The sequence below is a fragment of the Kaistella yananensis genome, assembly GCF_026107505.2.
In the GTDB taxonomy this organism is placed as follows: domain Bacteria; phylum Bacteroidota; class Bacteroidia; order Flavobacteriales; family Weeksellaceae; genus Kaistella; species Kaistella yananensis.
In genome coordinates this window covers 371703-391248 of record NZ_JAPCHZ010000001.1, presented here as the reverse complement: position 1 = coordinate 391248, position 19546 = coordinate 371703, and the positions used below count along the sequence as shown (strand labels likewise).

At 39.5% G+C, this 19546-nt stretch carries 18 protein-coding genes and 1 pseudogene; 8 read left to right on the top strand and 11 right to left on the bottom strand.

Annotation, left to right across the window (positions count from 1 at the left end; all coding sequences use genetic code 11):
• Nucleotides 1–3: 3 nt before the first annotated feature.
• Nucleotides 4–1266 carry an NAD(P)/FAD-dependent oxidoreductase gene (locus OK344_RS01710; RefSeq protein WP_265143159.1) on the bottom strand — a complete coding sequence of 421 codons (1263 nt, stop codon included), beginning with the start codon at nucleotides 1264–1266 and terminating at the stop codon, nucleotides 4–6.
• A gap of 289 nt (nucleotides 1267–1555) precedes the next feature.
• Between OK344_RS01710 and OK344_RS01705 the strand changes: the two genes are divergently transcribed.
• Both OK344_RS01705 and OK344_RS01700 read left to right on the top strand, forming a co-directional pair.
• On the top strand, nucleotides 1556–2065 hold the full coding sequence (locus OK344_RS01705; protein ID WP_265143158.1) for a pyridoxamine 5'-phosphate oxidase family protein: 510 nt from the start codon (nucleotides 1556–1558) through the stop codon (nucleotides 2063–2065).
• Between the two features lie 21 nt (nucleotides 2066–2086).
• Nucleotides 2087–2566: a Dps family protein gene (locus tag OK344_RS01700; protein WP_265143157.1), complete on the top strand. Its 480-nt coding sequence runs from the start codon at nucleotides 2087–2089 to the stop codon at nucleotides 2564–2566.
• Nucleotides 2567–2636: 70 nt separating this feature from the next.
• Here OK344_RS01700 and OK344_RS01695 read toward each other — a convergent pair whose 3' ends face one another.
• The 3 genes from OK344_RS01695 to OK344_RS01685 all read right to left on the bottom strand — a co-directional run bounded on the left by OK344_RS01695 (nucleotide 2637) and on the right by OK344_RS01685 (nucleotide 5058).
• Entirely contained in the window at nucleotides 2637–3473 is an 837-nt protein-coding gene (locus tag OK344_RS01695; RefSeq protein ID WP_265143156.1) for a dienelactone hydrolase family protein, read from the bottom strand.
• Between the two features lie 115 nt (nucleotides 3474–3588).
• Nucleotides 3589–4455 (bottom strand): lipoyl synthase, encoded by an 867-nt coding sequence (gene lipA, locus OK344_RS01690; RefSeq protein ID WP_265143155.1) that lies wholly within the window; start codon nucleotides 4453–4455, stop codon nucleotides 3589–3591.
• A gap of 45 nt (nucleotides 4456–4500) precedes the next feature.
• Nucleotides 4501–5058 (bottom strand): RNA polymerase sigma factor, encoded by a 558-nt coding sequence (locus OK344_RS01685; protein WP_265143154.1) that lies wholly within the window; start codon nucleotides 5056–5058, stop codon nucleotides 4501–4503.
• 112 nt (nucleotides 5059–5170) lie between these two features.
• On the opposite strand from OK344_RS01685, the gene OK344_RS01680 reads away from it, so the two are divergent.
• Both OK344_RS01680 and OK344_RS01675 read left to right on the top strand, forming a co-directional pair.
• Nucleotides 5171–5467: a hypothetical protein gene (locus OK344_RS01680; RefSeq protein ID WP_265143153.1), complete on the top strand. Its 297-nt coding sequence runs from the start codon at nucleotides 5171–5173 to the stop codon at nucleotides 5465–5467.
• Nucleotides 5468–5762: 295 nt separating this feature from the next.
• Nucleotides 5763–6647 (top strand): DUF72 domain-containing protein, encoded by an 885-nt coding sequence (locus OK344_RS01675; protein WP_265143152.1) that lies wholly within the window; start codon nucleotides 5763–5765, stop codon nucleotides 6645–6647.
• A 53-nt stretch (nucleotides 6648–6700) separates the two neighbouring features.
• On the opposite strand, the gene OK344_RS01670 is transcribed toward OK344_RS01675, so the two are convergent.
• Nucleotides 6701–8356, bottom strand: a complete 1656-nt coding sequence (locus OK344_RS01670; protein WP_265143151.1) for a ribonucleoside-diphosphate reductase subunit alpha — start codon at nucleotides 8354–8356, stop codon at nucleotides 6701–6703.
• Between the two features lie 324 nt (nucleotides 8357–8680).
• Nucleotides 8681–9655, bottom strand: coding sequence for a ribonucleotide-diphosphate reductase subunit beta (locus tag OK344_RS01665; protein ID WP_265143150.1), 975 nt, complete (start codon nucleotides 9653–9655; stop codon nucleotides 8681–8683).
• Nucleotides 9656–10077: 422 nt separating this feature from the next.
• On the opposite strand from OK344_RS01665, the gene OK344_RS01660 reads away from it, so the two are divergent.
• From OK344_RS01660 to OK344_RS01645, 4 genes are read left to right on the top strand one after another with little or no spacing between them, the layout of a single operon-like run.
• Nucleotides 10078–10770: an ABC transporter ATP-binding protein gene (locus OK344_RS01660; protein ID WP_088467883.1), complete on the top strand. Its 693-nt coding sequence runs from the start codon at nucleotides 10078–10080 to the stop codon at nucleotides 10768–10770.
• Nucleotides 10771–10793: 23 nt separating this feature from the next.
• Entirely contained in the window at nucleotides 10794–12023 is a 1230-nt protein-coding gene (locus OK344_RS01655; protein WP_265143149.1) for an ABC transporter permease, read from the top strand.
• A 20-nt stretch (nucleotides 12024–12043) separates the two neighbouring features.
• Nucleotides 12044–13312 carry an ABC transporter permease gene (locus OK344_RS01650; RefSeq protein ID WP_265143148.1) on the top strand — a complete coding sequence of 423 codons (1269 nt, stop codon included), beginning with the start codon at nucleotides 12044–12046 and terminating at the stop codon, nucleotides 13310–13312.
• A 42-nt stretch (nucleotides 13313–13354) separates the two neighbouring features.
• On the top strand, nucleotides 13355–14551 hold the full coding sequence (locus tag OK344_RS01645; protein ID WP_088467886.1) for an efflux RND transporter periplasmic adaptor subunit: 1197 nt from the start codon (nucleotides 13355–13357) through the stop codon (nucleotides 14549–14551).
• Between the two features lie 15 nt (nucleotides 14552–14566).
• Here OK344_RS01645 and OK344_RS01640 read toward each other — a convergent pair whose 3' ends face one another.
• The 5 genes and pseudogenes from OK344_RS01640 to lptB all read right to left on the bottom strand — a co-directional run.
• Nucleotides 14567–15109, bottom strand: a complete 543-nt coding sequence (locus OK344_RS01640; RefSeq protein WP_265143146.1) for a hypothetical protein — start codon at nucleotides 15107–15109, stop codon at nucleotides 14567–14569.
• Between the two features lie 182 nt (nucleotides 15110–15291).
• Nucleotides 15292–15936 carry an HD domain-containing protein gene (locus tag OK344_RS01635; protein WP_265143145.1) on the bottom strand — a complete coding sequence of 215 codons (645 nt, stop codon included), beginning with the start codon at nucleotides 15934–15936 and terminating at the stop codon, nucleotides 15292–15294.
• A 9-nt stretch (nucleotides 15937–15945) separates the two neighbouring features.
• Nucleotides 15946–16521 carry a hypothetical protein gene (locus OK344_RS01630; RefSeq protein WP_265143144.1) on the bottom strand — a complete coding sequence of 192 codons (576 nt, stop codon included), beginning with the start codon at nucleotides 16519–16521 and terminating at the stop codon, nucleotides 15946–15948.
• 60 nt (nucleotides 16522–16581) lie between these two features.
• Nucleotides 16582–18309, bottom strand: coding sequence for an ABC transporter ATP-binding protein (locus tag OK344_RS01625; RefSeq protein WP_265143601.1), 1728 nt, complete (start codon nucleotides 18307–18309; stop codon nucleotides 16582–16584).
• A gap of 466 nt (nucleotides 18310–18775) precedes the next feature.
• Nucleotides 18776–19501: pseudogene (gene lptB, locus OK344_RS01620) on the bottom strand (LPS export ABC transporter ATP-binding protein); the annotation flags it as partial.
• Nucleotides 19502–19546: the final 45 nt, after the last annotated feature.

The following is a 19546-nucleotide window of genomic DNA, read 5'->3' as shown; positions in this document are numbered from 1 at the left end:
AAATTATCTTCCAAATTTGAAATATTCTTTTAATTGATGGTTTTCTTTTTTCATAAAAGCGGAAGCCATTTCCATTCCGGTCACAGAAAATGTAATGCCATTACCGCCAAAACCCAGTACGAAATAAGAATTCTTGAACTTTTCGTGCTCACCGATGTAAGGCAAACCGTCTTTGGTTTCGCCGAAAGTTCCGGCCCAGGTAAAATCGGTATAAAACTGATATTCAGGTAGAACTTTTTTCAGATTGCGGAGAATTTCCTTTTCTTTTTTGTCTAAAAGTGCGTCGCGTTTCTCCGGGTTCTGAAAATCTTCGTCCCCACCGCCAATTAAAAGCCTGCCGTCATCAGTCGTCCGCATATAAAGATAAGGTTCATCGGTATTCCAGAAGAGCATTTTATTTAGGCTTGCAGGAAGTGAATCTTCTCTTTCCGAAACGATTGCAAACGTACTTTTAAGCTGAACAAAATCTTCTTTAATTAAGTTTTTGCTTTCGTAACCGATGCAGTAAATTATTTTTTTGGTGGTGATTTTAATATTCTCTGCCGTGAAAACTTCATTATAACCTGAATGATATTTCACCGTTTTCATTTCTGTTTTGTCAAAAATTTTCAATCCCTTTTTTTCATTGAATTGCAGCAGTTCATGCGCAAAAATAAAAGCATCAATGCTGGCTCCCTGGTCCGACAATATTCCGCCATAAGTTTTCTGGAAGCCGAATTTTTCCTGAATTTCTTCCGCTTCCAGCCATTTTACATTAAATCCTGCAGACTTCCGCGCGTCGGATTCTTTTATAAGCCATGAAACATCCTTCTTTTTGGAGGCAAAATACAATGATTTTTTCCTTTGAAAACCTGCGGTAGATTTTATTTCTACAGCGATTTTTTCAAGATCATCAATTGATTTTGCACAGGCTTTATAACTTTCAACAGCCCCTTTTTCACCGATCATTTCCGAGAGTTCATAAAGCGGAACATCGATCTCATATTGCAGCATTGATGTCGTGGCAGAAGTGCTTCCGTTGGCAATTTCGCGTTTATCAATTAAAATAGTTTTGTAACCGTCTTTTACCATCTGGTGGGCGATTAAACTGCCTGTAATGCCGCCGCCAACAATAAGCACATCACAGCTTTCATTGGATTTCAGAGATGGATAAGATTGTAAAATTCCGTTTTTTACGAGCCAGAAAGGTTCATTAGATTTAAGATCCATACCGTTTATTATTTTGCCAACCGAATCAAAAACTGCGCCTTCTTCTGGAGCCATCATGTCGGATGATGGAAGTCTTTATTTAAGAAAGTTTAACAATGGCTTAATAAATATTGACACGGTGATGGTTCAATTCTTGTTTAAAAACTGCGACAAACATTTTCGGAAACAAACTGACAGTTCGTTATAGCCCCGATGGAAGTGGAAATCCTTTTATTGCAAAACCCACTTGTTCATTATCATACTTCCATACAATAAAAGATTGTAACGTACAGCGGGTCGAGTCCTGTAAGAATACGGGATTTGTTGCTCCTAAAAAATACACCAAATAACATTAAAAAATACGATTATGTCAACAGAAAATTTAACCCAAACAGAAGCGATAAAAAAACTGAAAGAGCTTTCGGAAAAAGCAGGAACATGCATGTTCTGCACAGATTTAACGACGCTTCCTATCGCTGCAAGACCCATGAGTCTGCGCGAGACTGACGAAGAGGGAAATCTTTGGTTCCTGAGCAGTTCCGACAGTAATAAAAATTTCGAAATCGCCGATGACAACCGTGTTCAGCTGCTTTTTATGAATAACAGCGATTACCAATATCTTTCGGTTTTCGGGAAAGCATACGTTTATAAAGACCGCGCTACCATTGAAGAAAAATGGAGCCGCATCGCAAATGCTTGGTTTGAAGAAGGTAAAGACGACCCAAAAGTTTCGGTAATACGGGTTACACCAGATGAAACGTATTACTGGGATACGAAAGCGGGAAAATTAGTTTCGTTTGTGACTTTTGCCGCAGCAGCTCTTACAGGAATAAAAACAGATAACAGCGACGGTGTAGAAGGAAACTTACATTTATAACACTAAACAGAATATATTATTATGAAACCAGACTTAGGGATAAAGGAGAAAGACCTAACAGAAATTAATGATTTATTGAATCATGTATTGGCAGATGGAAATGTACTCTATATAAAACTGAGAAAATTTCACTGGAATCTTTCCGGAGACAATTTTATGGAACTCCACAAACTTTTTGAAGAACAATATGATGCTGTTGCTGAAGCTATAGATGAAGTTGCAGAAAGAATAAGCACTTTAGGCGGAGTTGCAATCGGCACCACCACAGAGTTTGCGGAACTTTCTTTACTCATTGAAAATCCGGGCAAAATCCCGACCAATCAGGAAATGATTAAGGAACTGGTAAATGACCACGAAGCGATTGTAAAATCCTTAAGAAAGTTTGTGGACGACACCGAAGAAAAATATGGTGACAAAGGAACATCGGATTTCTTAACCGGTTTGATGCAGGCCCACGAAAAAATGGCCTGGAAACTGAGAAAATACTTTAAAGGATCTTAAAACGGTTCTGATATTTAAAAAAAGCTCCGGCACAACTTCGCTGTACCGGAGCTTTTTATTGAAAGAATATTTACTTCAAAACCTCAGCAAGAAAGGTTTTCATTTCCTGCCATGATTTCTCATCCGCTTCTTTATTGTAGGCAATCGGAAGATTAAATTTCTTTCCTGTTGCAGTTGCATCCGGATTGGTAAAGGCATGCAACGCGTTGGGATAATCGATGAATTTATAATCAATCTTCGCACTGTCCATTTCTTTTTTGAAGGCCGCAATTTCTTCTTTTGGAACAAAGGTATCGGCCGCACCGTTCAGCACAAGATACTTCACTTTATTGTTTTTAGCACGGATTCCGGTTTGCAGATTTCCGTGGAAACTCACTACTCCTTTGAAATCACTGGAAAGCCTGCCCATATTCAGTGCCTGCGCACCGCCAAAGCAATAACCGATAATGGCCATTCTGCTGTAATCTGATTTTTCGGCCAAAATCACCTGATGTTTTGCTGCATCAAACATTCTGCGGGCATCGACACGGATATTATAAAAATGCGAAGAAAGCTTCTGTGCTTCTTCAGGAGTTTCCACCACTTTCTGATCGCCGTAATAATCAACACCCACTGCGTAATAACCCAAGTCAGCAAGTTGTTTCACTCTGTTTTTTACGTAATCATTAAGTCCCCACCATTCCGGAAGCACAAAAACTACAGGCAATTTCCCTTCAATATCCGGATTATAAGCCGCAAAAGAGCGGTGCGTAACCCCGTTGATTTCAGTTTTCAGTTCTTCAGTCTTAATATTTCCGCTTACTTTTTCTGTGTTTACAGTATTTTCTTTTTTGGTGGCAGTTTTTTCTTTACAGGCAATTGCGAACAGCGAGAGCGAGAGCGCAATAGTGAGAATTGGGAGTTTCATAATTTATTTTTGTTTAAAAATAATGAAATATTTTGAATGCTTTAATGGAAATAATAAAAAGCACACCTAAAAAATGGTGTGCTAAAATATTATTTTGTAATAATTTCTTTTGAAATTAATGAATATGTTTTTCCGCATGATAAGAACTTCTTACCAGCGGCGAACTTTCTACATGTCGGAAGCCTAAATTTCTGGCAAAATCACCAAATTCATTGAATTCTTCAGGAGTGATAAATTTCTTCACCGGCAAATGTTTCTTGGTAGGCTGCAGATATTGCCCGATGGTAATGACGTCGACATTTGCATTTCTTATGTCTTCAATGGTCTGAAAAACTTCATCTCTTTCTTCTCCCAAACCTAGCATTAAGCCGGTTTTCGTACGGTTTTGCCCCGCTTCTTTCATGTAACGCAATACTTCAAGGCTTCTTTCGTATTTCGCCTGAATGCGGACTTCACGCGTGAGTCTTTTTACAGTTTCCATATTATGGGAAATCACTTCCGGCGAAACCTCTATTAAGCGGTCGATATGTTTTGTAATTCCCTGAAAATCCGGAATCAAAGTTTCCATTGTGGTTCCGGGGGAAATTCTTCGTACCGCATTCACGGTTTCTGCCCAAAGAATAGAGCCCATATCTTTCAAATCATCACGGTCTACAGAAGTAAGGACTGCGTGTTTTATTTTCATTAATTTGATGGAGCGCGCCACTTTTTCGGGTTCATCCCAGTTCACATCCAAAGGTTTACCCGTTTTTACGCCGCAGAATCCGCAGCTTCTCGTACAGATGTTCCCCAGAATCATGAAGGTAGCAGTTCCTTCGCCCCAACATTCACCCATATTCGGGCAGCTGCCGCTTTGGCAAATGGTGTTGAGCTTGTATTTATCAACCAATGTGCGGAGTTCGCGGTAATTTTTCCCAGTCGGAAGTTTTACGCGGATCCATTTTGGTTTCTGTACTGTGGTATCGATAGTGGCTTGGTTCATTTTTTATAATAAAGTGCAAATTTACGAATTAAGAAATTGGTTTTATCAATCCTCGAATTCTTTGTTTTTTAATAATTCTGCCAGAACTTTCTTGGCCCTCATAATCCTTACTTTGGTATTGGCAACGGTTAAACTGAGTTCTTCAGCAATTTCTTTAATGCTTTTTTCCTCGAAAAATCTCAAGCGGATAATCTCCTGATAATTGGAATCCAGGCTTTCGATGATGGTAATAATTTGCTTCTGATCTTCTTCGGAAATTAAAAGTTCCTCGGGTGAGAGCGCAAACTGATTCTTAAAACCATCAAAACTCTCCACAGAATCTTCGTTTTCACGTTTTTTTTTGCGCCAATAATCGATCACTGTATTCTGCGCAATGGTAAGAATCCATGTTTTGAACTGAAAATTAGGATCGTACAGGTCGAGTTTTGCAAGAACTTTGGAAAATACTGAAACCGTAAGTTCATCGGCAACATTTTCGTCCTGAACTTTCTTCATCACAAAACTGAAAACATCCACCCAATAAAGATTAATGAGCTTGGTTTGCGATTTCTGGTTTTTCTTCTTCGCAAGCGAAATCAGGGATAGAAGTTCGGTTTTGTTCATTGGGAAACAAAGATAATGAAATTATTGCGCCGAGTATATGGTTGAAAATCAGTGGTGAATTTTAGGTGATTAATTTTAAAATCCTTACTTTGCATCACCCAAAATTTACGATATGAAAACCAAGAAAAAATATAAAAAACAGATTCTTAATTCTTTGAAAGACATGGCACAAGCCGAATATTCGATGCTTGAAACAATGACGAATCTAATGCTTCTGAAGGAAATGAAAGAACGCAATATTTCATTTAAAAAAGGAGATACTTTTTCTTTTGAAGATAATATCTTCGATTACAGCGAAGACAAAAGCATCCGCAGGATTGCCAAACTCCGAAAGAAAATGCTTAAAACCATGAATAAACTTGTGGAGAAAGGTAATTTCAAGGATAAAGAGATTGAATTTTTGGCGTAAAATCACCGCGTTAGTTCATTGAGGATTTCCATTTTTATAACTTCAACCTCTGTTTTTTGTATGGGATTTAAATGGTGATAATTTGCTTTAATAAGCGTTAATGCTTCCTTATTTTGAGAATGAGAAACCTTCTGTTCTATACTGGTTTTCAGCCTACTATAATGGTGCTGCCCGAAAGTAAACGAATAAAAAAGAAACAGAAACAGAAAAGTGTAAATTTTCATCATTACTCAAATCTAATTATTCTGTTATAAAATTTCAGTAACTTTAAAAATATTTTTTTAAAGCAATATTTATGAAATTCGGACAAGTTGAAGATCCTTCCCAGATAGATTTTACGCTCCCAAAAGATCACGAAAATACAGTGCAGATTTTAAGAAAATCAAAATCTAAAAATCTGGAAATCTGCGTGGGTTGCGCAAAATGGAACAAAACCGACCTTAAAGGATTTTATCCGAAGGGAACCAAAGACGAACTTACGTATTACGGCACCCAGTTTAATTCCATTGAATTGAATGCTACTTTCTACGGGATGCCAAGCCCGGAACAGGTACAGACCTGGAAAGAAAAAACACCGGCAGATTTTAAATTTTTTCCTAAAATCACCAATACCGTTTCGCATTTCCGGAGGCTGCTGAATATTACCGACGTGGTAACCCAATTTGCAACCGCTGTTTTAAATTTTGAGGAGAAACTCGGGATGGTTTTTCTGCAGCTTCACGATAATTTCAAGCCAAAGGATTATGAAAGACTGGAAAAATTTGTTCAGGATTGGCCGAAAGAAGTTCCTTTGGCTATTGAACTCCGTAATAACGAATGGTTTACTGATGAAGAAATTTTCAATAAAACCTGCGAACTTTTTGAAAAGAACCAAATCACAAATATCATTGTAGATACCGCAGGACGGCGAGATATGCTGCACATGAGGCTTACCACGCCGGTGGCATTTATCCGTTATGTGGGAGCCAATGCTGAAAGTGATTACACAAGACTCGACGATTGGATCGAGAGAATCAAAATATGGAAGGAAGAAGGTTTGGAAAAACTTTATTTCTTTGTTCATCAGAATATCGAGAAAGCCTCGCCGCTGCTTTCAGCTTATTTTATTGAAAATTTAAATAAAGAATTTGGGACCTCAATTCATATCCCGGAAATGGCAGAGGTGAAAAATAAATTTTAAAAAACAAAAAAGCCTCAGAAAATTCTGAGGCTTTTTATCTAAACTATTTTTGTTTAAGCTTCACAACTCGAGCAGGTTACAAAATTCACCATCATTTCCTTGGAAACAGACGAACTTCTTTGATAATACAAAGTTTTTACGCCTTTTTTCCAGGCTTCGATGTAAAGGTAGTTGACGTCTTTTACAGGCATGGTTGATGGAATCTGCAAATTCAGAGATTGTGCCTGATCGATATACTGCTGTCTTTGCGCTGCCTGAGAAATAATTTCCATCGGAGAAATTTCTCTGAAGGTTTTGAAAACTGCTTTTTCTTCTTCCATAAGCTCATTTAAATGCTGTACAGAACCGTGATTCAGCATGATTGTTCTCCACGTTTCCTCGTTATCGAGACCTTTTTCCTGAAGGAGTTTTGCCAAATATTTGTTTTTACGCATGAAATTTCCTTTTGCCAAACCTGCTTTGTAATAATTCGAAGCAAAAGGTTCAATTCCTGGGGAAGTCTGACCCAAAATCGCAGAGCTTGAAGTGGTAGGAGCAATCGCCATGGTGGTGGTATTCCGCATTCCGTAACCTTTCAGCAATTCCGGTTCGCCATAAATATTGGCCAGTTCCTGTGATGCCGCAATCGACTGTTCTTTAATCTGTCTGAAAGCCCTTGCGTTAAACTGTGTTGCTTCAAAACTTTCAAACGGAATCATGTTTTTCTGCAGATAAGAATGATAACCTAAAACGCCCAAACCAAGCGCTCTGTGGCGTAAAGCGAAGTTTCTGGCTCCTGTGAGGTAATAATTCCCTTCAGTTTTTTCAATAAATTCAGATAAAACCGCATCAAGGAAATAAATGGCAAGTTTTACGGCGTCGGTATCTTTCCATTCGTCGTATAACTCGAGGTTCATCGAAGACAGACAGCAGATAAAAGATTCTTCCTTGGAAGACGGCAGCATAATTTCCGAGCAAAGGTTACTCGCATTGATGGTCATTCCCAAATCTTTGTAAACCTGAGGCTTGTTTCTGTTCACATTATCGGAGAAAAGAATATACGGCAAACCTTTCTGCTGACGGCTTTCCAGAACGCGCGCCCAGATTTTTCGTTTTTCGATATCGCCATCAATCATATCCTGCATCCAGTAATCAGGAACGCAGATTCCCGTAAAAAGGTTCTGAATCGGGCTTCCAATATCTTTAATTGATAGAAATTCTTCAATATCACCGTGATCAATATCCAGATAAGCGGCAAAAGCTCCACGTCGGACACCGCCCTGTGAAACCACATCCATCGCGGTATCATAAAGTTTCATGAAAGAAACAGCACCGGAGGATTTTCCGTTGTCGGTTACGGCAGTTCCACGGTTTCTCAGTTCCCCGAAATAGCCGGAAGTGCCGCCTCCAATTTTCGTCTGCATGATGACTTCTCCCAGTTTGTGGGTAATTCCTTCGATATTATCAGGAACATGAACGTTGAAACATGAAATCGGCAAACCGCGCTGGGTTCCCATATTCGCCCAAACCGGCGAGGAAAAACTGATCCAGCCTTTGGTTATCATTTCCTCGAAAGCCGGCTGAAGTTCAGGTTTGTATAATCTTTTTGCTGCGGCAGTGGTAATTCTTTCGATGGCACCTTTTACGGTTTCGCCTTTCAAAAGGTAACCACGGTTCAGCATTTGTTCGGACTCTTCGTTGAGCCACCAGATATTTGTATTTTCTTCCATTTGTATGCTTTTTGGCAGTTGGCTTTAAGCTTTCTGCGTTATTATTTTTTTTATTTTTAGGAGCAGCGAGATTTTCGCTTTTTTTCAAAACCTGTCCCGCTTTCCGCTGTATCTTTTTTGTTGATTTCGGCTCCGCTCAATCACCAAAAAAGGATGCCGCTGCAATCGGGGCTAAAAGTTCTGTCGTTTTTCTTTCGAAGGTTTTCAGCGTAAAATAGGTTTTGGCTAAAGCCGATTATGCTTTCTTCGACATAAACGGGCTAAAGCCCGTTCTATTGATAATAATTAGCTGTACTGACGCTCGCTTCGCTCGCGCCACTCAACTTAGAACAAGTCGTTCTCCGTAATACTCTTGTCATGCTTGGTATAATCTACCGGTCTTTTCGCAAAGAAATCATCCATCGAATTGGCGAAAACTTCTTCTTCAAACCAAATCATTGGTCGGTACTGTTCCGGCGAAATGTTGTAGCGGGTTTTCATTCCGATTTTCTTCAGACTGTCGTCTACGCGGTATTTCATAAAGTTCAGTAGATCTTCTTTCGTGAAATTATCAATGTCGCCGAGTTCGAAAATCCAGTCCAGTATTTCTTCTTCCACGGTAATCGAATGATCAACCAGCGTGTAAATATCTTCAATATCAGAATCTGTTAGTAATTCCGGCTGTTCTTCACGGATTTTGTTGATCAGATAAATTCCTGCATTGGCGTGAATCTGCTCGTCAACGGAAGTCCACGCAATAATGTTGCTTACATTTTTCATGTAACCTTTGAATCTTGTGAACGACAAAATAATCGCAAACTGTGAGAAAAGAGATACGTTTTCGATCAGGATACTGAAAAGCAGAAGTGACGAAACATATTCTTTCGGCGTAGTAGAATTGGCATGCCTTAAAACGTTCGAAAGAAAATCGATTCTCTTTTTAATCGCAGGAATCTCGACAACTTTTGAAAACTCGTCGTTATATCCCAACACTTCCAGCAATCTTGAATACGCTTCAGAGTGGCGGAATTCACATTCTGCAAAAGTAGATCCCAATCCGTTAAGTTCCGGCTTGGGCATGTGGTTATAAAGATTTCCCCAAAATGTTTTTACAGAAACTTCGATCTGGGCAATCGCTAAAAGAGCGTTTTTAATCGCGTTTTTTTCATGAGGCTCAAGCTGCGAGTGAAAATCCTGTACATCTGCCGTAAAATCTACTTCAGAATGCACCCAAAATGATTTGTTAATCGCTTCTACGAACTGCAAAACCTCCGGATATTCAAATGGTTTGTAACTTACTCTTTTATCAAAAATCCCCATAACGTATTGTATTTTAAAAATTGATCAATTTAAGGCTCAGGAAACATTTCAATCCCAATCAACTTACTGCTTTACAGCTAATTGATTTATTTATTGGGCTTTAAAACTTAGATATTGTTTCCGGTAAGCGTGAAGCACAAAAGTAGAGAATTGAATGTGATATTAAAAGCGATAAAAATTAAATCTCTGACTTTAAGCAATAAAAGTTTTCCACAATCACACAGACCTCGCACTGCTACCTATTTTGCCGGGAACAACAAGACAAATACGACATCAACAGTCTTTTTTCATTAAACACATGCCTGAAAACATCTTATAACAAATACATATTTATTAAACATATGGTTTATAAAAAACAAAACCACAGTTGTAACAAACCGCAGTTTCTATCTACTTATCTTTTAAATAAACTTCTGCGCTCCATGGTAGTAATAAAGGACTTACATAAATCTTACGATACGGGAAAGAGCAAGCTTCATGTTCTTAAAGGAATAAACCTCACCATTGAAGAAGGTGAGTTTGTTTCGATTATGGGAAGTTCGGGTTCCGGAAAATCTACCCTGCTTAATATTATTGGTATTCTGGATGAAAAAGATTCGGGTGTTTACAATCTCGACGGAATCCCTATTGAACATTTATCCGAAGTAAAAGCCGCAGAATATCGGAGCAAATTTCTGGGATTTATCTTCCAGTCGTTCAACCTTATCGGTTACAAAACCGCGCTGGAGAATGTTGCGCTCCCACTCTATTACCAAAATGTCTCCAGAAAAGAACGCAACCAGAAAGCCATGGAATATCTTGAAAAAGTAGGTCTTGCCGAATGGGCCAGTCACCTTCCGAATGAACTTTCAGGCGGACAGAAACAAAGAGTCGCCATTGCACGGGCTTTAATTACAGACCCAAAAATTATTCTTGCCGACGAACCTACCGGAGCGCTGGATTCTAAAACCACTTACGATATAATGAAACTGCTTCAGGAAATCAACCGAAGCGGCAAAACCATCATTGTGGTGACTCACGAACCCGATGTAGCCGCAGAAACCAAAAGAAATGTAATTCTAAAAGACGGAATTATAGAGAGTGATGAGTTCATTACCCAACGCGTTCTCGCTTAATCCAAAATCCTGAACATTAAATCATGTTTGATATAGACCGCTGGAGAGAAATTTTTGAATCAATTCGCAGTAATTTATTGCGAACGGTGCTGTCGGGATTTACGGTGGCGTTGGGACTCTACATCTTCATTGTACTTTTCGGAATCGGGACCGGGCTTAAAAACGCTTTTACAGAAGGCTTTACCCGCGATGCAGCCAACTTAATCTCAATCTTTAGCGGCAAAACTACAATAGCTTACGGCGGACTTCAGTCGGACCGACAGATCATCCTCAAAAATGATGATTACGAACTGGCAGTAAGTTCGGATTCCACCAAAGTTGAAAATTCAACTCCCCGATACACAACCAGCATGACCGTGAAATACGGCAAAGAAAGCGGCAGCTACCAGATCAACGGTGCCAACCCCGAAGAAATCGTTATCGAAGACCGCAAACTAACGGAAGGCCGGTACCTCAACAGCAGAGATTTAAGCCTCAAACAAAATGTGGCGGTGATCGGAAGAATGGTTCAGCGCGATTTGATAAAAGATGGCGGCGCGATCGGAAAAGATCTCGACATCAACGGAACCTTCTTCAAAGTAATCGGTGTATTTTCTGATGATGGCGGCGATTTCGAAGAACGCGTTATCACAGTGCCCATCACCACTTTGCAGCAAATGAAGAAAGGTTCGGATACCGTAAGCAACATTTACATTACATACGACAGCAAACTTTCGCCAGATCAGGCGATAAAATACGGAGACCAGCTTCAGAAAGAACTCAAAGCAAAAAACAAAGTTTCGCCGGATGATGAAAACGCAATTATCGTACGGAATAATGCTAAAAACATGGGTGATACCATTCAGTTTTTGTTCATTATCACGCTTATCGTTGGCTTTATCGGAATGGGAACTTTGCTCGCCGGAATTATCGGAATCAGCAACATTATGGTGTATATCGTAAAGGAAAGAACGCAGGAAATCGGTGTCAGAAAAGCCATCGGCGCAAAACCAAGCAGTATTGTAGGATTAATTATGCAGGAAAGTGTTGTGATTACAGTAATTTCAGGGATTATAGGTGTTGCTTTAGGCGTAATGTCGCTCGCACTTATTGGCGACAGTTTAGAGAAATATTTCATCAAAGACCCATCCGTGGGCTGGGGATTAATTATTGTGGCCTTTATAAGCTTAGTGATTTCCGGGCTTATTGCCGGATTTGTGCCGGCGTACCGCGCGAGCAAAATTAAACCTATTGAAGCCTTGAGAGCAGAATAAAAATTAACAAGAAAAGCAAAATGAACATCATTTTCAAAATAGACACCTGGCAAGAAATTTATCATTCCCTCCGGAATAATAAGTTACGAACCTTTCTTACCATGATTGGAGTGGGTTGGGGCATGTTTCTGTTTGTCGCCCTTCTTGGCGCCGCAAAAGGAATGGAAAATGGTTTCGACAAAATATTTTCAGGGTTCGCTACCAACTCGATTTTTCTTTGGGCACAAAACACTACGATTCCGTATGATGGATTTGCGAAAGGCAGAAAAATGAATCTCCATTTAAGCGATCTGGAAATGCTGCCCCGAAAAATTCAGGAGATTGATTATATCTCGCCCCAGAATTCTCGCGGAAATTTCGGAAGTCCGGGCGAAAGCTTTTCACGAAACGGAAAAAAAGCTACTTATACCTTAACCGGAGATTACCCGATCGGAAACAAAATTTCCCAGAAAAAACTCATTTACGGAAGATATATTAATGACGCAGATGTTACAGGAAGCAAAAATGTAATCGTTATTGGTGAAGAGATTTACAAGAACTTTTTCGATGCCAAAAAGAACGAAAATCCACTGGGAAAACTGGTGAATGTGAAAGGGATTTTCTTCCACGTAATCGGAGTTTTCCGGGCAAAACAGGGCGGCGGTCCCGAAAATGACCAGTCAGCCTATATCCCGCTTTCTACCTTTACGAAAATGTATAACGACGGCGACAAAGTAGGATTCTTTGCCATTGTAAGCAAGCCCGATGCGGATTTGAGTATTGTTGAAGAAAAAGTGAAATCCGAACTCAAACAAAAATATCATGTATCGCCCGAAGACACCAATGCTTTCGGGAGCTTCAACCTCGGGAAAGAATTCAAGAAACTTACCGGATTTTTGACCGGAATGCAGCTTTTAACAATAATCGTGGGAACTTTGACCATCCTGGCAGGGGTTATCGCCATTTCTAATATATTATTAATTACAGTAAAAGAAAGGACCAAAGAAATCGGCATCCGCAGGGCTTTAGGTGCAAAACCCGCGGAAGTACGAAATCAGATTCTGCTGGAAAGTGTGGTAATAACGCTGGTTTCTGGCTTATTAGGATTTATCATCGGGATTTTTCTGCTGATGATTCTTAATATTTTAACCAAGGATCAGGACAAATTCCCTTTCTATAATCCAACGGTAAATTATCTGGAAGTTTTCGCCGCCATGTCGGTGATGGTGATTCTAGGTTTAATTATCGGAATGATCCCGGCACAGAGAGCGGTGAGAATCCGACCGATTGAAGCCTTACGTTCTGAATAATTCATTAACAAAAAAGAAAAATATAAAAAAATAAACTACAATATGAAAAAGAAGTTCACTTTAAAAAAAGGAATTTACATTTTTTTGGGACTGATTTTAGCGGTTGCATTAATCTCCGGAATCTCTTACCTCATCAAATCAAACAGCAAAGAGAGCGAAACATTCCTCACCAAAAAACCGGTAGTTCAGAATATGGACGATAAAGTGATGGCAACGGGAGACATTGTTCCGCGCGAAGAGATCGAAATTAAACCGAATATGTCGGGAATTATCGATAAAATTCTGGTTGATGAAGGTGATCAGGTCACTGCAGGACAACTCATTGCCACATTAAGAATTGTACCCAGCGTTCAGAACGTGAATGCCGCCCAGCAGGAGATCAATAACGCCAACCTCCAGATTAGCAATGCACGAGCTAATGTAAACAACCAGCAACAGCAGTTTGCCATGCAGCAGAGGCTTTATGCGCAAGGTGTAATATCTAAACAGGAATATATTTCTGCTCAGCAGCAACTTCAGTCAATGCAGCAGCAGCTGAGAAATGCCCAGCAGCAACTGCAGACTGCTCAGAAAAACTTGCAAATCGCCAGAACCGGTGCGACTCCCGAACTTGCAGGTTTGGCTACCACACAAATCCGCTCGAAAGCTAATGGAACTGTACTCGAAGTTCCTGTAAAAGTCGGAAGCCAGGTTATTGAAGCAAACTCTTTCAATGCGGGAACAACGATCGCATCTATTGCGGATCTAAATTCACTGATTTTTCAGGGAACCATCGACGAGGCACAGGCCGGAAAACTAAAGGAAGGCATGGAAATGAATGTGGTCATCGGTGCCCTGCAGAACAAAACATTTCCCGGACGCGTTACCATGATTGCGCCAAAAGGTAAAGATGAAAACGGAACGATTAAGTTCCCAATCGAAGGCGATGTTTTCAATAAAACCAACGAATACATCAGAGCCGGTTTTTCTGCCAACGGCGAAATTATCCTCAGTTCGCAGAAAAATGCGCTGCTCCTGGATGAAGCTTTAATTCAGTACGAAAAAGTGAACGGTAACGACAGTCCTTTTGTGGAAGTAAAACAGCCCGATGGGAAATTCAAGAAAGTTAAAGTTAAACTCGGTGCAAGCGACGGAATTAATGTTCAGATTTTATCTGGACTTACCAAAGATTCTGAAGTGAAAGTATGGAATCCTTCCGACAAAGATAAAGAAGCACTGAAAGCGCAAAAAGAAAAATAAAAGTTGAAAACTGTATTAAATCCCGGAATTTTTCGGGATTTTTTTATTAGATTTTTTCAGAAGAACGGCAATATTCAGAAAAAGAAGGAGCAAATCAAGGGTAATCCATATTGCTGTTTTCATGTTTTCTAGTTTCAGAATTTCGATCTGTTTTCCTGCGATTTCCGAGAGTTTCTGGCTTTGGTTAATGTAATTCTGGATTTCAATAATCTGGTCTTCATTCTTGTTCGGAACCGCATGCTGGGAGAAATATACCATGTTTTTTTTACCCATAAATCCGGCGATCCAAAATTCATCAGAATTGGTCATGTCCAGATATTCGATTCTGTAGTAATTACTGCGGATACTTCCCACGTGTCCTGTTTCATAAACCTTAGGAGTATCTTTTTCAGTATTGATTTTAATCAGATAAAAATCCAGCGGGAAAGGCAGTTTATTGATCATCTGCACGGTTAAAGCATCTGCACGGAATGTAGAGAGGCTTTTTTTCACAAAATAATACGTAAAAATACCGATGCCCGCTACCACAACAAAAATCCGGAATGCGTTGGTCCACATTTTAAAAATTCCGGTCCTAAAAACCGACAGCATTAAACCCGCACAAAGTGCAATAAACAAAAGAAAAAACACGTAAAACATTTGGTAAAGATAAAGAAAAATTGGCGCAGTTGATTCACTGCGGAAGAACAGGTTTTTGTTTAAATTATTTCAGATCCTAATTTATAATTCCATGAAAAACTTTACACATTCCACTCTTTGTAAAATTGATCCAGGAATTGCAGCATGAAATTATGTCGTTCTTCAGCGATTTCTTTTCCCTTTTTCGTATTCATTAAATCTTTCAGCAACAACAGTTTTTCGTAAAAATGATTGATTGTGGTTCCCTCATTTCTTTTGTATTCTTCCTTTGACATGTTCAGCTTCGGCGGAATGTCGGGATGATACATTAAATTATTTTTGAAGCCTCCGAAACTGAAAGTACGGGCGATTCCGATCGCACCAATCGCATCGAGGCGGTCTGCATCCTGCACAATTTTCAGTTCCAAAGCTAAATTCTCAGGAACTTCACCTCTGTTTTTAAAGGAAATATTTTTGATGATGAACAAAACCTGATCAATAATTTCTTCGGAAACGTTTTCCTTTTCAAGAAATTCACGTGAAATTTTCAGGGCTAATGTTTCGTCGCCACCGTGGAATTTGGGATCTGCAATATCATGAAGCAAGGCAGAAAGTTCTACAATTTCGAGGTTACAGGTTTCAGTCTCTGCAATTTTTTTTGAGAGTTTCCAAACCCGTTCAATGTGAAACCAATCGTGGCCGGCTTCGGCACCGTAAAGTTTTTGTTTTACAAAATCAACAGTGCGTTCAATTAAAACATTGTTCATTACTGCCTTTTATTTTTTCACTTCCACAAACTGGTAAACCATCTGTGTTTTCGGGTTATAAATCACCGTACTGGCATTGGGGAAGCGTTTTACTTTGTAGTATTCAATGCTTTTATCATTTTTAATGTCATCCAGAAAACTCAGATCAAACGTATTTGCGGGTAGAAATTTCTCAAAAAAAGTAATTTTTTCTACAATCGAAGCGCCATCAACTTTCTGAAAATCTTTATTAGATTGCGCTTCATTGGTTGTGGATTGAGATACCAGGGTATTCAGCAATAAATCTTTATCGTTGGTTTTATATTTAAAGACATAAAACGGTGTACCGTTCGGAAACGCGACTTTTTTCCCTACTTCATTTTCGAGAACCAAACTATTCTGGTGCGGAAAGACAGAACTGAAAGTTACAGCCTCAGCGTTAACCAGTTTTGTAAGTTGCTCGTTCACAGTTTCCTGAACCAGTTCATTTGTTTTTTGCTGTGCTTTTTCCTTCGCAGAAGTTACGGTTTGTGTCACGGTTTCCTCGATTTTATTACAGGAAGTTATGGTGAATGCTCCAAGCATGATGATGGATATTTTTTTCATATTTTAGATTTAGCTAAAGTCTTTTTATTTTTTTGCGGGTTAAAGTTCGGCTTATTTTTTTTAATTTTCTCTGTATGAACTCACCAGTTTGTCGAGATTAAGACTTCTTGCAGAAGCATCAAAAATTTCCCGGTAAATCCCGTGCATACTGATCAGTTCGTCGTGGGTGCCGCTTTCTACCACTTCACCTTTTTTCATGACATAAATTTTATCTGAATCCAAAATCTGAGAAAGCGAATGCGAAATAATAATCACCGTTCTACCCTCTTTTATCGCATCCAGGGAGTTTTTGATCTGTTCGGTAGCAATTGCATCCAGGCTTGCGGTAGGTTCATCCAGAAAAATGATGGGCGGATTTTTCAGAAAAAGTCTCGCGATGGCAATTCTTTGCTGCTGTCCACCGGAAAGTTGCGTTGCATCGTGAAGATACTTTTCCGGAAGATCCATAATCTGGTCGTGAAGATACGCTTTCTTCGCAGCATTTTGAATTTCCTCAAAACTGGCATTCATATTTCCGTACCGGATGTTATCTTCGATACTTCCCTGGAAAATATGATTTTTCTGTAATACCAAACCGATATCATCTCTCAATGCTGTATTTTCAAACTGATTAAGATTCACCTTATCGAGTAAAATTTCTCCGGAATCGGGAAGGTAAAATTTACAAAGAAGATTAATCACCGTAGATTTTCCGGCACCGCTTAAACCAACCAGTGCGGTAGTTTTTCCGTTTTCAATCAACATGGAAACATTTTTCAATGCTTTAGTACCGTTCGGATAAGAAAAATCAACATTTTTGAGTTCGAAAGAACCTTTTATATTTTCTTTAATGAAATTTCCGCTCGGTTCGGTTTCTTCATCTGCATTCAGGATATCAAAAAATCCTTCAGCGTAAATCATTGCGTCATTCATATCATCATAAATCCTGTGAAGCTGGCGGATTGGCGCTGATACATTGTTGAAAAGAAGGATATGAAGCATAATCGCACCAATCGTCATCTGCTGATCGAGCACCAGAAAAACGGTCAACAGAATGATTAACACCACACCGAACTGTTCGATAAAAGTCTTTAAGCCGTCGTAAATAAAATTTGTTCTACGCGTAAACAGCTGACTTTCCATGAGCTGCATCTGAAGATCGTACTGTTTTTTGCCTTCAAATTTTTCGCGCACGAAACTTTTAATCACCATAATCGAACTGATGAGATTTAAAAGTCCCGAAGTTTTCTGTTCTCTCTGGTTTCTTAGAGTTCTTCTTACGCCCGATAATTTTTTCGCCTGTAACGAGCTTACATAAAAATAAATAGGAACAACAATGGTGGAAACCATACCGACATATACATTCTGCATGTACATGATGATGAGGGCAATAATAGCATTCGAAAAAAGCGGTAAAATATCGATGAAAAAATTCTGAACAAGTTTGGTTAAACTCTCGATTCCGCGGTCGATACGGATCTGAAGCTTGCCCGACTCGTGGTTTTCGTCATTAAAATAGGCGACTTTATAAAGAAGAATTTTATCAATCACCGATTGCGCCAACACAGAACTTGTGCTGATGCGTATTTTTTCGCCGTAAAATTTCTGCCCAAACTGAATGAAGATATTCAGAAGTTCTTTACCCAATAAAATTGCGGAAATAATGACCAAAATATGAATCCCTTCTTCCATTGGATACGGAAGTTTGGTGAGTTCGGTTACCTCATCAACCGTATATTTCAAAACCAGCGGATTTACCTGCGCCATCAACGCACCCAAAAAGGTAAGAAAAAGAGTCCCGTAAATCATCAACCTGTAAGGTTTTATGAACGGAATAAGCTGTTTGTAAATGTGATAAAGCGTGATGCTTCGCTTGAATGGTTGTGCCATGATGATTAACCTACGAACGCCTCAAAATACAAAAAACGTGCGAAAACTGCTACCCTTCGTAAGCGTAGGTCGTTAAATAATGCAATTCGGGTTTGCTGAGCGCTTTGGCGTCGGTTTCTGCCTGGTCTTTTCGGTAAGTTTCGCCGATATGCTTTTTCTGAAAAAGAAATGCATTATTCGCGTTTTTATCTACAACTTCATTAAAGATATATTCAATTTCCGAATTTGAAAGTGAAGCAAAGCTGATGTCTTCAAAACCGTACATCAAACGCAGATTGTCGACACCCTGAAAGTTTTCATCCACAAAATCCTGGAACTGCTGCTTGGAATCGAAATTTCCGGCCCAAATATTATAGACGAAAGATTTTTTCTTCGGTTTGTTGAGAATATCCTGATACACGAAATTTTCGCCAAGATACGCTTCCCGAACCATAGGATCATTAGCCAAATCGTGCGGAAGACCTTCTTTCAAAATACGGCCTTCAAACATAATGTAGGTTTTATGAGTAATGGCTAAAGTCTGCTGAACATTGTGATCGGTAATTAAAATCCCGATATTTTTATCAACAAGACTGCGCACAATTTTCTGAATATCTTCAACCGCAATAGGGTCAACTCCGGCAAAAGGTTCATCCAAAAGAATAAAATCGGGGCTTGTCGCGAGACATCTTGCGATTTCGGTACGTCGTCTTTCACCACCGGAAAGCAAATCTCCGCGGTTTTTGCGGACATGCTGGAGAGAAAATTCCTCGATCAGCTCGTCACATTTAATCTGCTGTTCGCGTTTCGAAAGTTTGGTAAGCTGAAGAACACCCAAAATATTATCTTCAACAGAAAGTTTACGGAAAACCGACGCTTCCTGAGCCAGATAGCCAATTCCCTTTTGCGCGCGGCGGTACATGGCGTCATTGGTAATTTCTTTATCATCGAGAAAAATTTTCCCGGAGGTGGGCTTCACCAAACCCACAATCATATAAAAAGAGGTGGTTTTTCCGGCACCATTGGGACCGAGAAGCCCGACGATTTCGCCCTGTGAAACTTCCACTGAAACACCTTTTACGACTTTTTTAGGGCCGTACTCTTTAATTAAATTTTCTCCGCGTAGAATCATGGAACAAATATATAATTTTTGAATGAGAGTTACAGAATACGGTAG

Coding starts and splice junctions, on each gene's coding strand:
- OK344_RS01710 (WP_265143159.1), bottom strand. CDS start 1,266: ATGATGGCTCCAGAAGAAGGCGCAGTTTTTGATTCGGTTGGCAAAATA.
- OK344_RS01705 (WP_265143158.1), top strand. CDS start 1,556: ATGTCAACAGAAAATTTAACCCAAACAGAAGCGATAAAAAAACTGAAA.
- OK344_RS01700 (WP_265143157.1), top strand. CDS start 2,087: ATGAAACCAGACTTAGGGATAAAGGAGAAAGACCTAACAGAAATTAAT.
- OK344_RS01695 (WP_265143156.1), bottom strand. CDS start 3,473: ATGAAACTCCCAATTCTCACTATTGCGCTCTCGCTCTCGCTGTTCGCA.
- lipA (WP_265143155.1), bottom strand. CDS start 4,455: ATGAACCAAGCCACTATCGATACCACAGTACAGAAACCAAAATGGATC.
- OK344_RS01685 (WP_265143154.1), bottom strand. CDS start 5,058: ATGAACAAAACCGAACTTCTATCCCTGATTTCGCTTGCGAAGAAGAAA.
- OK344_RS01680 (WP_265143153.1), top strand. CDS start 5,171: ATGAAAACCAAGAAAAAATATAAAAAACAGATTCTTAATTCTTTGAAA.
- OK344_RS01675 (WP_265143152.1), top strand. CDS start 5,763: ATGAAATTCGGACAAGTTGAAGATCCTTCCCAGATAGATTTTACGCTC.
- OK344_RS01670 (WP_265143151.1), bottom strand. CDS start 8,356: ATGGAAGAAAATACAAATATCTGGTGGCTCAACGAAGAGTCCGAACAA.
- OK344_RS01665 (WP_265143150.1), bottom strand. CDS start 9,655: ATGGGGATTTTTGATAAAAGAGTAAGTTACAAACCATTTGAATATCCG.
- OK344_RS01660 (WP_088467883.1), top strand. CDS start 10,078: ATGGTAGTAATAAAGGACTTACATAAATCTTACGATACGGGAAAGAGC.
- OK344_RS01655 (WP_265143149.1), top strand. CDS start 10,794: ATGTTTGATATAGACCGCTGGAGAGAAATTTTTGAATCAATTCGCAGT.
- OK344_RS01650 (WP_265143148.1), top strand. CDS start 12,044: ATGAACATCATTTTCAAAATAGACACCTGGCAAGAAATTTATCATTCC.
- OK344_RS01645 (WP_088467886.1), top strand. CDS start 13,355: ATGAAAAAGAAGTTCACTTTAAAAAAAGGAATTTACATTTTTTTGGGA.
- OK344_RS01640 (WP_265143146.1), bottom strand. CDS start 15,109: ATGTGGACCAACGCATTCCGGATTTTTGTTGTGGTAGCGGGCATCGGT.
- OK344_RS01635 (WP_265143145.1), bottom strand. CDS start 15,936: ATGAACAATGTTTTAATTGAACGCACTGTTGATTTTGTAAAACAAAAA.
- OK344_RS01630 (WP_265143144.1), bottom strand. CDS start 16,521: ATGAAAAAAATATCCATCATCATGCTTGGAGCATTCACCATAACTTCC.
- OK344_RS01625 (WP_265143601.1), bottom strand. CDS start 18,309: ATGATTTACGGGACTCTTTTTCTTACCTTTTTGGGTGCGTTGATGGCG.